Below are 13138 nucleotides of genomic sequence, written 5' to 3'. Positions count from 1 at the left end.
TGCCGTTATACGCACCGTGTGCATTGTTAGCAGATTTTTCCTTCACTGCCAGAAAACCGGGGCTTGTGCCTACAGACTGCGTCGCCCCCGAATGACAGAACGCTGGTTATAATGCGCGGCCTTTTGTGTCAGGCAACGTCTGAATCGTTACCGCAGGTGGCCGCCCCTTATTTTCATGGGCGCCGCAGTAATTGTTCGATTTCACGGGTCAATGGGATGCCTTTTGACCCAGGCAGCGGCCAGCATCAAGCCGCCCCACCAGACTCCGGGCCTTTATTTACGCGCCTGCGAGCCTGCTTTCACAATTTGTCAGGTGGTTTTATGGACAGCATCAACAGCCGCATCGCCGAGGAACTCGGCGTACGCCCACAACAGGTCGAAGCGGCCGTCGCGCTACTCGATGAAGGCTCTACCGTTCCCTTCATCGCCCGTTACCGGAAAGAAGTGACCGGCAGCCTCGATGACACCCAATTGCGTCATCTGGAAGAGCGTCTGCGCTACCTGCGAGAACTCGACGAACGGCGCATCAGCATTCTTTCCAGCATTCAGGAGCAGGGCAAACTCACCCCTGAGCTGGAGCGCGAAATCAAACTCGCCGACACCAAGACCCGCCTCGAAGACTTGTACCTGCCGTACAAACAGAAGCGCCGCACCAAGGGCCAGATTGCCCTGGAAGCCGGCCTCGGCGAGCTGGCCGACGGGCTGTTCAACGATCCGAACCTGGCCCCGGAAACCGAAGCCGCGCGCTTCATCGACGCCGAAAAAGGCGTGGCGGACATCAAGGCTGCGCTGGAAGGCGCCAAGTACATCCTCATGGAGCGTTTCGCCGAAGACGCCAACCTGCTGGAAAAACTGCGCAACTATTTGAAGCAGGAAGCCACCCTCAGTGCCCGCGTGATCGCCGGCAAGGAGGAGGAAGGCGCCAAGTTCCGCGATTACTTCGAACACGACGAACCGCTCAAAGGCGTGCCGTCGCACCGCGCGCTGGCGATTTTCCGTGGCCGCAACGAAGGCATCCTCAGCTGCGCGCTGAAAGTCGGCGAAGAACTGCCGGGCACCCTGCACCCGTGCGAAGGCATGATCGGCCAGCACGTCGGCATTCAGAACCAGAACCGGCCGGCCGACAAATGGCTGGGTGAAGTGGTGCGCTGGACCTGGAAGGTCAAGCTCTACACTCACCTGGAAACCGACCTGCTGGGCGAGTTGCGCGACGGCGCCGAAACCGAAGCGATCAACGTGTTCGCTCACAACCTGCACGACCTGCTGCTGGCCGCCCCGGCCGGCCCGCGCGCCACCCTGGGCCTCGACCCGGGCCTGCGTACCGGTTGCAAGGTTGCGGTGGTCGACTCCACCGGCAAGCTGCTGGATCACACCACGGTTTACCCGCACGTGCCGCACAACAAATGGGATCAGACCATCGCCATCCTGGCCGCCCTGTGCGCCAAGCACTCGGTCGACCTGATCGCCATCGGCAACGGCACCGCCAGCCGTGAAACCGACAAGCTGGCGATCGAGCTGATCAAAAAATACCCGGCGATGAAAATGACCAAAGTCATGGTGTCCGAGGCGGGCGCGTCGGTGTATTCGGCCTCGGAGCTGGCAGCCAAGGAATTCCCGGATCTGGACGTATCGATCCGTGGCGCCGTGTCGATCGCCCGTCGCTTGCAGGATCCGCTGGCCGAACTGGTGAAGATCGATCCGAAATCCATCGGTGTCGGCCAGTACCAGCATGACGTGTCGCAGCTGAAACTGGCGCGCGGCCTGGACGCCGTGGTCGAGGACTGCGTGAACGCCGTGGGTGTGGACGTGAACACCGCGTCCGTGGCGCTGCTCGCGCGGATCTCCGGCCTCAACGCGACCCTGGCGCAGAACATCGTGACTCACCGTGACGAGCACGGCGCGTTCAAGACCCGCGCTGCGTTGAAGAAAGTCGCGCGTCTGGGCGAGAAAACCTTCGAACAGGCCGCCGGCTTCCTGCGCGTGATGAACGGCGACAACCCGCTGGATTCCTCGGCCGTTCACCCGGAAGCCTATCCGCTGGTGCAACGCATCGCCGCTGAAACCGACCGCGACATCCGCTCGCTGATCGGCGACGCCGCGTTCCTCAAGCGCCTGGATCCGAAGAAGTTCACCGACGAGACCTTCGGTCTGCCCACCGTCACCGACATCCTGCAGGAACTGGAAAAGCCGGGCCGCGACCCGCGTCCGGAGTTCAAGACCGCCGAGTTCCAGGAAGGCGTCGAGGACCTGAAGGACCTGCAACTGGGGATGATCCTCGAAGGCGTGGTGACCAACGTCACCGCGTTCGGTGCGTTCGTCGACATCGGCGTGCACCAGGACGGTCTGGTACACATTTCGGCGCTGTCGGAGAAATTCATCAAGGATCCGCGCGAAGCGGTGAAGGCCGGTGATGTGGTGAAAGTGAAGGTCATGGAAGTCGACATCCCGCGCAAACGCGTCGGCCTGTCGATGCGCATGAGCGACACCCCGGGCGAGAAGATCGACGGTGCCCGTGGCTCGCGTCCGGGCTCGGCACCACGCCAGTCGCAGGGTTCGGCGCCACGCAAGGAAAGCACCCCGGCTGCTCCGGTGAATAACGCGATGGCGTCGTTGTTTGCCAACGCCAAGCAGTTGAAGAAACGCTGATGGACATTCCGGCCGGGCTCGTCGAGAGCGCGTTTTTCAAGCTGTTGGGCTGCAGCCTGCACAGCCTGGAAACCGGGGTGGCGCAAGTCGCCCTGGCGCTGGAACCCGAACTGCGCAACCGCGGCGGCAAGCTGCACGGCGGCGCGCTGTTCAGTCTGGTGGATATCGCCATGGGGCTGGCCTGTTCCAGCACCCACGGCTTTGACCAGCAGAGCGCGACCATCGAGTGCAAGATCAACTACATCCGCGCCGTCTCCGAAGGCGAGGTGATGTGCACGGCACGGGTGATCCACCCGGGCCGGCGCACGCTGGTGGTCGAGGCCGATGTGATGCAGGGCGACAAACTGGTCGCAAAAGCGCAAGGCACGTTCGCTGTCCTGTAGATGTTGTTCATCATTTTGAGTTAATTTCGGCGCTGTGATCGCAGCGTCGAGCTTTTCTGTAGGAGCGGGCTTGCCCGCGAAAGCGGTGTGTCAGACAAGTTGATACTGGCTGATACGCCCCATTCGCGGGCAAGCCCGCTCCCACAGGGACTGCGTAATCTTCGCGTGCATCGGCCAGATTCAGGGAGTGAAGTTGGCGTTTCAACGGGGGCTTCAGAGCCCGAAAAACCAGGCGAAAACGCCAGTTTCAACTTCACCCTTGTAGACCGTCCTGCCCACCCCCATATTGGGGCGACTGACGCGTGAAGGAATCCAAATTGAGCGAACTTCTCAACCGCCGCCTGGCTCTGCTCGGCGAGCGCGCTAACCTCTCTCTGCTTGAGCAGTGCCTTCACGGTATCGAACGTGAATGCCTGCGCGTGACCGGCGAAGGCCGCCTCGCCCAAACCCCGCACCCTGAAGCCCTGGGTTCCGCGCTGACCAACGAACAGATCACGACCGACTATTCCGAGTCGCTGCTGGAGTTCATCACGCCCGCCCTGCCAGAGCCTGCCGACACGCTGGCGAGCCTGGACAAGATTCATCGCTTCGCCTACAGCAAGCTCGGCAACGAGTACCTGTGGAGTCCATCGATGCCGTGCCCGTTGCCGGCCGAGGAAGACATCCCGATCGCCTATTACGGCACCTCCAACATCGGTCAGCTCAAGTACGTCTATCGCAAGGGCCTGGCCCTGCGTTACGGCAAGACCATGCAGTGCATCGCCGGGATTCACTACAACTTCTCCCTGCCGGAAAAGCTCTGGCCGTTGCTGAAAGAAGCCGAAGGCTTCGTCGGCACCGACCGGGATTTCCAGTCATCGTCCTATATCGCGCTGATCCGTAATTTCCGCCGCTACAGCTGGCTGCTGATGTACCTGTTCGGTGCCTCGCCGGCACTGGACGCCGGTTTCCTGCGCGGTCGTCCGCATCAGTTGGAACAACTGGATCCGGACACTCTGTACCTGCCTTACGCCACCAGCCTGCGCATGAGCGACCTCGGTTACCAGAGCAACGCCCAGGCCGGCCTGACCCCGTGCTACAACGACCTGGCGAGCTACACCGACAGCCTGCGCAAAGCGGTGGCCACGCCGTACGCGCCGTATGTCGAAGTCGGCACGCACCAGGATGGCGAGTGGGTGCAGCTGAACACCAACATCCTGCAGATCGAAAACGAGTACTACTCGAACATCCGCCCGAAACGCGTGACCTACACCGGCGAGCGGCCGATCCAGGCCTTGATGTCTCGTGGCATTCAGTACGTCGAAGTGCGCTGCCTGGACATCAACCCGTTCCTGCCGATGGGCATCGACCTCACCGAGTCGCGCTTCCTCGACGCGTTCCTGCTGTACTGCGCACTCAACGAAAGCCCGCTGCTGACCAACAACTCCTGCGGCAACGCCACCTCCAACTTCCTCAGCGTGGTCAAGGAAGGTCGCCGTCCGGGCCTGCAATTGCAGCGCGACGGTCAACCGGTCGAGCTGAAGGAATGGGCCGCCGAACTGCTGGAAAAAATCGCTCCGCTGGCGGCGCTGCTGGATCAAAGCCACGGCGGCGATGCCCACAGCAAGGCGCTCGATGCGCAGTTGGCGAAGGTCAAGGATTCGTCGCTGACGCCTTCGGCCCAGGTGCTGGCGGCGATGGCCACGCACAAGGAAAGCTTCGCGCAATTCTCCCTGCGCCAGAGCCAGGCCCACGCCGAGTTCTTCCGCAGCGAGCCGTTGGCGGCTGAAGAACAAGCGAGGTTCGAAGAACTGGCGCGGTCTTCGCTGGCGCAACAGGCTGAGCTGGAACAGAACGAGGTTGGCGATTTCGACGTGTTTGTCGGTGCGTATCAGGCGAGCATTCTGGCGATCAGCAACTGATCGTTTGTCTTTTATTGTTGATCGTTCCCACGCTCTGCGTGGGAATGCCTCAAGGGACGCTCTGCGTCCCAGTGACGCAGAGCGTCACGAGCTGAATTCCCACGCAGAGCGTGGGAACTATCAACCGTCTGCGTGGGAACTATCACCTTCCCTTCCTTAGATTTTTCCGCTCATAAGCTCATTCTAAAAAGTTATTTATTTTTAGTTTCTTAGATCATTTAGTCTCCTTTCACGCCGACGTTCGGTCGCCTGATATGGAGCTTTTCAATGAAACTGAATTTCCCGCTTCGCCTGCTGGCCGTGGCCTCTCTGGCTGCCGCGAGTTTCCTGGCTCAGGCCGCCGACCTCACCGTCGCCTACCAGACCACCGTTGACCCGGCGAAAGTTGCCCAGGCCGATGGCGCCTACGAGAAAGCCACCAAGGCCGACATCAACTGGCGCAAATTCGATAACGGTGCCGACATCATCGCCGCCATCGCATCCGGCGACGTGCAGATCGGCTACCTCGGTTCCAGCCCGCTGACCGCGGCGATCACCCGCAAGGTCCCGGTGGAAACCTTCCTCATCGCCACCCAGATCGGCGCCGCCGAAGCACTGGTCGCCCGCGACGGCTCCGGCATCAAAACCCCGCAGGATCTGGTCGGCAAGAAAATCGCCGTGCCGTTCGTGTCCACCGGTCACTACAGCCTGCTCGCCGCACTGAAGCACTGGAACATCGACCCGTCGAAAGTCACCGTTCTCAACCTCGCCCCACCAGCGATCATTGCCGCGTGGAAACGCGGTGACATCGACGCCACCTACGTTTGGGATCCGGCGCTGGGTGTGGCCAAGGAAAACGGCAAAGTGCTGATCACTTCCGGCGAACTGGCCAAGTTCGGTGCGCCGACCTTCGACGCCTGGATAGTGCGCAAGGACTTCGCCGAGAAGCACCCGGAAATCGTTACCGCTTTCGCCAAGGTCACCCTCGACGCCTACGCCGACTACCGCAAGGATCCTAAAGCCTGGCTGGCCAATCAGAGCAACGTCGACAAGCTGGTGAAGCTCTCGGGCGCCAAGGCCAGCGACATTCCATTGCTGCTGCAGGGCAACGTCTACCCGCTGGCGGCGGATCAGGTCAGCGACCTCGGCGCACCGACCACCAAAGCCATCACCGACACCGCCGCGTTCCTCAAGGAGCAAGGCAAGGTCGAAGCGGTACTGCCGGACTACGCGCCGTACGTCAGCGCCAAGTACATCACCAACTGATCGGGAGTTCATTGCGATGGCCTTGCTACAGCTGGAGCGCATCAGCGCACAGTATCCCGGCAGCCCGGAACCGGTTCTGTCCGACATTTCCCTGACCCTCGGCCCTCGGCAATTGCTGGTGGCCCTGGGCCCGTCCGGCAGTGGCAAGACTTCGCTGTTGAACCTGATCGCCGGTTTCGTCGAACCGAGCGCCGGGCGCATCACTCTCGACAACGTGCCGGTCAAAGGCCCGAGCGCCGAGCGCGGCGTGGTATTCCAGGACGACGCCCTGCTGCCCTGGCAGGACGTGCTGGCCAACGTTGCCTTCGGTCTGGAGCTGGCCGGTGTGGCCAGGGACAAACGCGAACAGATCGCCCGGGAAATGCTGGCGCTGGTCGACCTTTGCGGTTTTGAACATCGTCGCATCTGGCAGCTTTCCGGCGGCCAGAAGCAGCGTGTCGGCCTGGCCCGCGCCCTCGCGGCGGACCCGCGTGTGTTGCTGATGGACGAACCCTTCGGCGCCCTCGATGCCTTCACCCGCGAACAGATGCAGGAGCTGTTGCTGCAAGTCTGGCAACGCACCTCCAAACCGGTATTCCTGATCACCCACGACATTGAAGAGGCGGTGTTCCTCGCCACTGACCTGATTCTGCTGGCGCCGAATCCGGGGCAGATCGTCGAGCGCCTGCACCTGGATTTCGGCAAGCGTTACGCCGCCGGCGAATCGGCGCGGGCGATCAAGTCCGATCCACGCTTCATCGAAACCCGCGAACACGTGCTGACAAAAGTGTTCTCGCAACGCAGCGCCGTTCAACGGCAGGAGCGCGCATGAGCAGTTACGACGTTTCCGCCACCGCCGTGAAACCCGCCGCCACGTCGGCGGTGATTCCCGTGCGCCGCAGCCTCAGCATCCGCTGGATCAGCCTGCTGACCCTGTTCGCGTTACTGGTGATCTGGTGGGCCGTCACGGCCACCGGCCTGATCGAGCCGCTGTTCCTGCCGCCACCGTCTGCCGTCCTGCAAAAAGGCTGGTTGCTGGCGACCACGGGCTACATGGACTCGACGTTGTGGCAGCACTTGGGCGCGAGCCTGAGCCGCATTGGCCTGGGCCTCGGTTTCGCGATTCTGACCGCCGTGCCGGTGGGCATTGCCATCGGCGCCAATCGCATCGCCCGTGGCGTGCTCGATCCGCTGATCGAGTTCTACCGGCCGATTCCGCCACTCGCCTATCTGCCGCTGATCGTGATCTGGTGCGGCATCGGCGAGTTGTCGAAAGTGCTGCTGATCTACCTGGCGATTTTTGCCCCGATCGCGATTGCCACCGCCACCGGCGTGCGCACCGTCGACCCGCCCAGACTGCGCGCCGCGCAATCGCTGGGGGCGACTCGCACGCAACTGATTCGCCACGTGATTTTGCCCAGCGCCCTGCCGGACATTCTGACCGGTGTGCGCATTGGTCTGGGTGTCGGCTGGTCGACGCTGGTCGCCGCCGAATTGATCGCAGCCACCAGCGGCCTGGGCTTCATGGTGCAGTCGGCCGCGCAATTCCTGGTCACCGATGTGGTGGTGCTGGGGATTCTGGTCATCGCCCTGATCGCCTTCGCCATGGAAATGGGCCTGCGCGCCCTGCAACGCAAGCTGGTGCCGTGGCACGGCCAGGCCCACTGATTTTTCAGCACTGACTACCCCGACAGTTTCGGGGCCCCGGAATTGAAGAGAACCACCATGAGCAGCCTGAACATCACCCCGTTAAGCTCGGCCCTCGGCGCACAGATCAGCGGCGTCGACATCAGCCAGCCGCTGAACCTGGAACAACGCGACGCCATCGAGCAGGCGCTGCTCAAATACCAGGTGCTGTTCTTCCGCAATCAGCCGATCGAGCCGTCGCAGCAGGCGCGTTTCGCCGCCTACTTCGGCGATCTGCACATTCATCCGATCTACCCGAACGTGCCGGAACAGCCAGAAGTGCTGATCCTCGACACCGCCGTCACCGACGTGCGCGACAACGCGATCTGGCACACCGACGTGACCTTCCTGCCGACCCCGGCCATGGGCGCGGTGCTCAGCGCCAAGCTGTTGCCGGAGTTTGGTGGCGACACGTTGTGGGCCAGCGGCATTGCCGCGTATGAAGCGCTGTCGGCGCCGATGAAGGCAATGCTCGAAGGGTTGACCGCTACGCATGATTTCACCCGCTCGTTTCCGCTGGAGCGCTACGGCAATACCCCGGAAGCACTGGCGCAGTGGGAAGCGGCGCGGCGCAAGAATCCACCGCTGTCGCACCCGGTAATTCGCACACACCCGGTGAGCGGACGGCGTTCGCTGTTCGTCAGTGAAGGGTTCACGTCGAAGATCAATGAGCTGTCGGAAACCGAGAGTGAAGCGGTGCTGAAGTTCTTGTTCGCCCACGCGACACGCCCGGAATTCACCATTCGCTGGCGCTGGCAGAAGGATGACATCGCGTTCTGGGACAACCGCGTGACCCAGCATTACGCGGTGGATGATTACCGTCCGGCGCGGCGGGTGATGCAGCGGGCTACGGTATTGGGGGATGTGCCGTTCTTTAAATAGGCACCGATTTTCCTGGTGCTTGAGCCGTCCTCTTCGCGGGCAAGCCCGCTCCCACAGGTACAGCGGCGTTCACAAGTTTTGTGTACGACTCGGCCCCCTGTGGGAGCGGGCTTGCCCGCGAAAGCGTCAGAGCAGGCGCCGAATGACTCGGCGCCAGTCACTTATTCAGCCGTGGAAGGCTTCTCCCAAAGATTGATCCCGCCCTCTTGGGCAAACCGGTCAATTTCCGCCAGCTCCTGCGCACTGAAGCTCAGGTTCTTCAACGCTTCGACGTTCTCGATAATCTGCTCCGGCCGGCTCGCGCCGATCAGCGCCGAGGTCACTCGCGGATCGCGCAACGTCCACGCCAACGCCAGTTGCGCCAGGCTCTGGCCACGACGCTTGGCGATCTCGTTCAGCGCCCGCACGTGAGCGATGTTGGCCTCGGACAAGTGCGAAGCCTGCAACGAACCACCGCCCGGACGATTGACCCGTGCATCCGCCGGCACGCCGTTGAGGTATTTGTCGGTCAGCAGACCTTGCGCCAGCGGAGTGAACGCAATCACGCCGGTGCCGAGTTCGTCGGTGGTGTCGAGCAGGTCCTTTTCCACCCAGCGGTTGAGCAGGTTGTACGCCGGTTGGTGAATCAACAGCGGCACTTTCCACTCTTTGAGCAACGCGGCGATTTCGCGGGTTTTCACCCCGGAGTACGACGAGATACCGATGTACAACGCCTTGCCTTGCTGCACCGCAGTGGCGAGGGCGCTGGCGGTTTCTTCCAGCGGGGTGTCCGGGTCGAAGCGGTGGGAATAGAAGATATCCACATAGTCCAGACCGAGGCGTTGCAGGCTCTGGTCGAGGCTGGCCAGCACGTATTTGCGCGAACCGCCGCCCTGGCCGTAAGGGCCGGGCCACATGTCCCAACCGGCCTTGCTGGAGATGATCAGTTCATCGCGGTACTGCTTGAAGTCTTCGCGCAGCAGGCGGCCGAAATTGGTCTCGGCGCTGCCGTAGGGCGGGCCGTAGTTGTTGGCCAGGTCGAAGTGGTTGATCCCCAGATCGAACGCGGTACGCAGCAACGCGCGCTGGGTGTCGATCGGCGTGCTGTCGCCGAAGTTGTGCCACAGGCCCAGCGACAGCGCCGGCAGCACCAGACCGCTGCGTCCGACGCGACGGTAAGGGATGGAGTCATAGCGGTTTTCGGCAGCGGTGTAAGTCATCGAATCCTCTCTTGTCGGTCTTGAATCGGGTGTCGATTGCTACGCAAATCTGTTGCCGGGCCGGGCGAGGCCAAGGTTCTGGCGCAAGGTACGGCCCTCGTATTCGGTTCTGAACAGCCCGCGCCGTTGCAGTTCCGGAACCACGCCAATGGCGAAGTCCTCGAGCCCGCCCGGCAGGTGCGGCACCAGCACGTTGAAACCGTCCGCCGCGCCTTGCTCGAACCATTCCTGCAAGCGGTCGGCAATCTGCGCCGGGGTGCCGACGACGCTGTAATGCCCGCGACCGCCGGCGATTCTGCGACCCAGTTCGGCCAGGGTCAGATGCTCCCGGCCGGCCAGTTCGGTCAGCAGTTTCTGTCGACTTTGCTGGCCGCTTTCAGTCAGCGGCAGTTCCGGCAGCGGCCCGTCCAGCGGGTACTTCGACAGATCGAAGTTGCCCAGCATACGCCCAAGCAGGGCGACGCCAACCTCGGGTTCGACCAATTGCTGAAACGTTTCACATTTTTCCTGCGCTTCGGCTTCCGTTTGTCCGACCACGACAAACACGCCGGGCATGATTTTCAGCGAATCGGCGTTGCGTCCGTACTTCGGCAAGCGGCCCTTGAGGTCGGCGTAGAACGCCTGGGCGCTGGCCAACGAGGTCTGCGCGGTGAACACCACTTCGGCCGTCTGCGCCGCCAGTTCACGCCCGGCTTCCGACGAGCCGGCCTGCACAATCACCGGCTGACCCTGTGGCGAACGCGCAACGTTCAACGGGCCCTTGACCCGAAAGTGTTCGCCGACGTGATCCAGCACATGCAGTTTTTCCGGATCGTAATACGCGCCGCTGGCCTTGTCGCGAATGAAGGCATCGTCCTGCCAACTGTCCCAGAGCCCGGTGACCACCTGATGAAATTCCCGGGCGCGGCTGTAGCGTTCGGCATGGCCGATGTGTTCATCGCGGCCGAAACTCTGTGCTTCGGCGGCGTTGTCCGAGGTCACCAGATTCCACCCCGCTCGCCCGCCCGACAGGTGATCGAGCGAGGCGAATTTACGCGCCAAGTGGTAGGGCTCGTTGTAGCTGGTGGTGGCGGTGGCGATCAGGCCGATGTGTTCGGTCACTGCGCTCGAAGCCGAGAGCAACGTCAGCGGTTCGAAGTGATCCGAACGGGCCATGCGGCTGGCGATGTCCTGGGTCGGCGCGGCAACACTGTCGGCGACGAACAAGGTGTCGAACTTCGCTGCCTCGGCAATCTGTGCCAGGCGTTTGTAATGGGCGAAATCCAGCCCGGCGTTGGCGGGTACGTCCGGATGCCGCCACGCAGCAACGTGGTGCCCGGTGGCCATGAGGAACGCGCCGAGTTTCAACTGCCTGCTCATCTCAGAAGTCCTTGCGCAGTTGCACGCCGAAGTAGCGCTCGTCGTCGCGCGGCACAGCGCGGTAGATGTAGTTGCCACCGCTGGCGAGCAATGGCGAATACGTCTTGTCGGTGAGGTTCTTGCCCAGCAACGCCACGCGCCAGCCATTGGAGTAATCGGCCAGTGCCACGCTGGCGTTCCAGAGACCGTAGGCGCCCTGTTTGGTGTCGGCGTTCTGGCTGATGTCGTACTGCACTTCGCTCTGCCAGCTGTAGTCGGTGCCGAGTTCGATATCCAGGCCGTTATCCAGCGCGATGGTGTAGTCGGCCCGCACGTAGCTTTTCCAGTCCGGGCTGAACGGCAGCGGTTTGCCGTTGACGTTGCACGACGCCGCCGCACCGGCCGGGCAGGCGAACTCATCAATCCGGGCGCGGGTGTAGGCCAGCGCGCCGGAGAACTTCAGTTGCTGGGTCGCCTGCAGAGCGAAATCAAGTTCCACACCCTCGGTGCTGACGCTGCCGGCGTTGATTAGCCGAGTTACGACTTGCCCGGCGACGGTGTCGAAGAAGTTCGCCTGATAGTTGTCGTAGTCGCTGTGGAAAACCGCGAGGTTGGTGGTCAGGCGATTATTCCAGCTTGAGGCTTTGATACCCGCCTCCCAGGTGTTGGAGGTTTCCGGTTTCAGCGCTTCGGTGTCGCGCGGCTGCATGTTGAAGAACACGTTGTAGGCCGGGCCTTTGTAGCCGCGCGAGTAAGTCAGATAAGTGGTGACGGTATCGCTCAGGTCGTATTGCAAACCGAGCCGGCCGGACCAACCGTCCTCGTCCACCGAACCGGAACTCCTGGTGGCCGGTTGAATGCCGCTGACGGTGGTGGCGGAAGTGGAAACTCGACGGTGATCGTATTCCAGATCGTCGTGGGTGTAGCGCAGGCCGGCGATGCCACGCAAGTCCGAAGTGAAATTCAGCGTGCTCTCGCCGAACACTGCATAGCTGTCGCTGGTGGTGCTGTAATCGGCAACGCCGCGATCTGTGCGCGTGGTAGTGGTCAGCGTGCGCTGATAGGTCTCGTCATCCTTGCCGTGCATGTAGAACAGGCCGCCGACGTATTCAAGGAACGTCATGGCTACCAACTGCTGCTGGCCTCGAGTTACTTCAGCGCGGAGCAAGAAGAAAACGCGGTACGGGCATTCCTCGGCTGGTCACCGGCGGCGCTGGTGGTGACCAGTCACTTCCACAGTCCGGGCACGGAAAAGATGCTCGCCGAAGCAGATATCCCGGTGATCGAGACCTGGGATTACCAACCGGATCGCGAACCGATTCAGATCGGTTTCTCGCACTTCGAAGTGGGGGTCAACGCCGCTCGTTATTTGCACGGCAAAGGCTATCGGCGAATCGCCTTCGTGCAGAACAGCGCGCCAGGTGACTTCAGCGCACTGGAACGCCGCGACGGTTACGCCGCGACCATGCGTGAATTCGGTCTGGAACCGTGGGTGTTCGCACCGGACGCCGATCACGCCCCGTTCGAGGCCGGCAAGCAAGGAATGGAAGCGCTGATGAACGCCTCACAACGCCCGGACGCCATCATCTACGCCAACGACAACCTCGCCGCCGGCGGCCTGCTCGCCGGGCAACGCGCCGGCCTCAAGATCCCCGAAGACTGCGCCGTCCTCGGCTTCGGCGATTACCCGTTTGCCGAGATGCTGCTGCCGAGCCTGAGCACCATCAAACCGCCGGCGCTGGAGATCGGCGTACTCGCGGCGACGCGGGTGCTGGAAAGCCTGGGCGTGCTGCCGAGCGATGAGGTGCAGCGACTTAATTTGCTGCAATGCCAAGTCATCGAGCGAGAAAGTACCTGACCCAGAATTCTGTAAATCGGC

At 62.3% G+C, this 13138-nt stretch carries 9 protein-coding genes and 2 pseudogenes; 8 read left to right on the top strand and 3 right to left on the bottom strand.

Annotation, left to right across the window (positions count from 1 at the left end):
- The first annotated feature begins 321 nt into the window (after positions 1 to 321).
- From MKZ87_RS13570 to tauD, 7 genes are all read left to right on the top strand, one after another.
- Positions 322 to 2646: a Tex family protein gene (locus MKZ87_RS13570; RefSeq protein WP_085698005.1), complete on the top strand. Its 2325-nt coding sequence runs from the start codon at positions 322 to 324 to the stop codon at positions 2644 to 2646.
- Positions 2646 to 3029 carry a PaaI family thioesterase gene (locus MKZ87_RS13565; protein WP_266201092.1) on the top strand — a complete coding sequence of 128 codons (384 nt, stop codon included), beginning with the start codon at positions 2646 to 2648 and terminating at the stop codon, positions 3027 to 3029. The genes MKZ87_RS13570 and MKZ87_RS13565 overlap by 1 nt, the downstream gene beginning before the upstream one ends.
- 317 nt (positions 3030 to 3346) lie before the next feature.
- Positions 3347 to 4930 carry a glutamate--cysteine ligase gene (gene gshA / locus MKZ87_RS13560; protein ID WP_266201091.1) on the top strand — a complete coding sequence of 528 codons (1584 nt, stop codon included), beginning with the start codon at positions 3347 to 3349 and terminating at the stop codon, positions 4928 to 4930.
- 267 nt (positions 4931 to 5197) lie between these two features.
- Positions 5198 to 6175 carry a taurine ABC transporter substrate-binding protein gene (gene tauA / locus MKZ87_RS13555; RefSeq protein WP_007952702.1) on the top strand — a complete coding sequence of 326 codons (978 nt, stop codon included), beginning with the start codon at positions 5198 to 5200 and terminating at the stop codon, positions 6173 to 6175.
- A gap of 16 nt (positions 6176 to 6191) precedes the next feature.
- Positions 6192 to 6986 (top strand): taurine ABC transporter ATP-binding subunit, encoded by a 795-nt coding sequence (gene tauB / locus MKZ87_RS13550; protein WP_085702738.1) that lies wholly within the window; start codon positions 6192 to 6194, stop codon positions 6984 to 6986.
- Positions 6983 to 7822: a taurine ABC transporter permease TauC gene (gene tauC, locus MKZ87_RS13545; protein ID WP_266201089.1), complete on the top strand. Its 840-nt coding sequence runs from the start codon at positions 6983 to 6985 to the stop codon at positions 7820 to 7822. Before tauB ends, tauC begins: the two co-directional genes overlap by 4 nt.
- A gap of 57 nt (positions 7823 to 7879) precedes the next feature.
- Positions 7880 to 8722: a taurine dioxygenase gene (tauD, locus tag MKZ87_RS13540; RefSeq protein WP_085698001.1), complete on the top strand. Its 843-nt coding sequence runs from the start codon at positions 7880 to 7882 to the stop codon at positions 8720 to 8722.
- 161 nt (positions 8723 to 8883) lie between these two features.
- Here tauD and mgrA read toward each other — a convergent pair whose 3' ends face one another.
- The 3 genes and pseudogenes from mgrA to MKZ87_RS13525 form a co-directional block, all read right to left on the bottom strand.
- Positions 8884 to 9921, bottom strand: a complete 1038-nt coding sequence (gene mgrA / locus MKZ87_RS13535) for an L-glyceraldehyde 3-phosphate reductase (protein WP_085702740.1) — start codon at positions 9919 to 9921, stop codon at positions 8884 to 8886.
- Between the two features lie 39 nt (positions 9922 to 9960).
- Positions 9961 to 11280 carry an LLM class flavin-dependent oxidoreductase gene (locus tag MKZ87_RS13530; protein ID WP_085702741.1) on the bottom strand — a complete coding sequence of 440 codons (1320 nt, stop codon included), beginning with the start codon at positions 11278 to 11280 and terminating at the stop codon, positions 9961 to 9963.
- Between the two features lies 1 nt (position 11281).
- Positions 11282 to 12376, bottom strand: a pseudogene (locus tag MKZ87_RS13525) (TonB-dependent receptor); the annotation flags it as partial.
- On the opposite strand from MKZ87_RS13525, the pseudogene MKZ87_RS13520 reads away from it, so the two are divergent.
- Positions 12377 to 13117, top strand: a pseudogene (locus MKZ87_RS13520) (substrate-binding domain-containing protein); the annotation flags it as partial.
- Positions 13118 to 13138 lie beyond the last annotated feature (21 nt).

This window comes from Pseudomonas sp. MCal1 (assembly GCF_026341415.1).
GTDB lineage: Bacteria > Pseudomonadota > Gammaproteobacteria > Pseudomonadales > Pseudomonadaceae > Aquipseudomonas.
This window is presented reverse-complemented; position numbering and strand designations above follow the sequence as displayed.

Excerpts from the sequence above, each read along its gene's own strand:
- MKZ87_RS13570 (WP_085698005.1), top strand. The coding sequence starts at position 322 with ATGGACAGCATCAACAGCCGCATCGCCGAGGAACTCGGCGTACGCCCA.
- MKZ87_RS13565 (WP_266201092.1), top strand. The coding sequence starts at position 2,646 with ATGGACATTCCGGCCGGGCTCGTCGAGAGCGCGTTTTTCAAGCTGTTG.
- tauA (WP_007952702.1), top strand. The coding sequence starts at position 5,198 with ATGAAACTGAATTTCCCGCTTCGCCTGCTGGCCGTGGCCTCTCTGGCT.
- tauB (WP_085702738.1), top strand. The coding sequence starts at position 6,192 with ATGGCCTTGCTACAGCTGGAGCGCATCAGCGCACAGTATCCCGGCAGC.
- tauC (WP_266201089.1), top strand. The coding sequence starts at position 6,983 with ATGAGCAGTTACGACGTTTCCGCCACCGCCGTGAAACCCGCCGCCACG.
- tauD (WP_085698001.1), top strand. The coding sequence starts at position 7,880 with ATGAGCAGCCTGAACATCACCCCGTTAAGCTCGGCCCTCGGCGCACAG.
- mgrA (WP_085702740.1), bottom strand. The coding sequence starts at position 9,921 with ATGACTTACACCGCTGCCGAAAACCGCTATGACTCCATCCCTTACCGT.
- MKZ87_RS13530 (WP_085702741.1), bottom strand. The coding sequence starts at position 11,280 with ATGAGCAGGCAGTTGAAACTCGGCGCGTTCCTCATGGCCACCGGGCAC.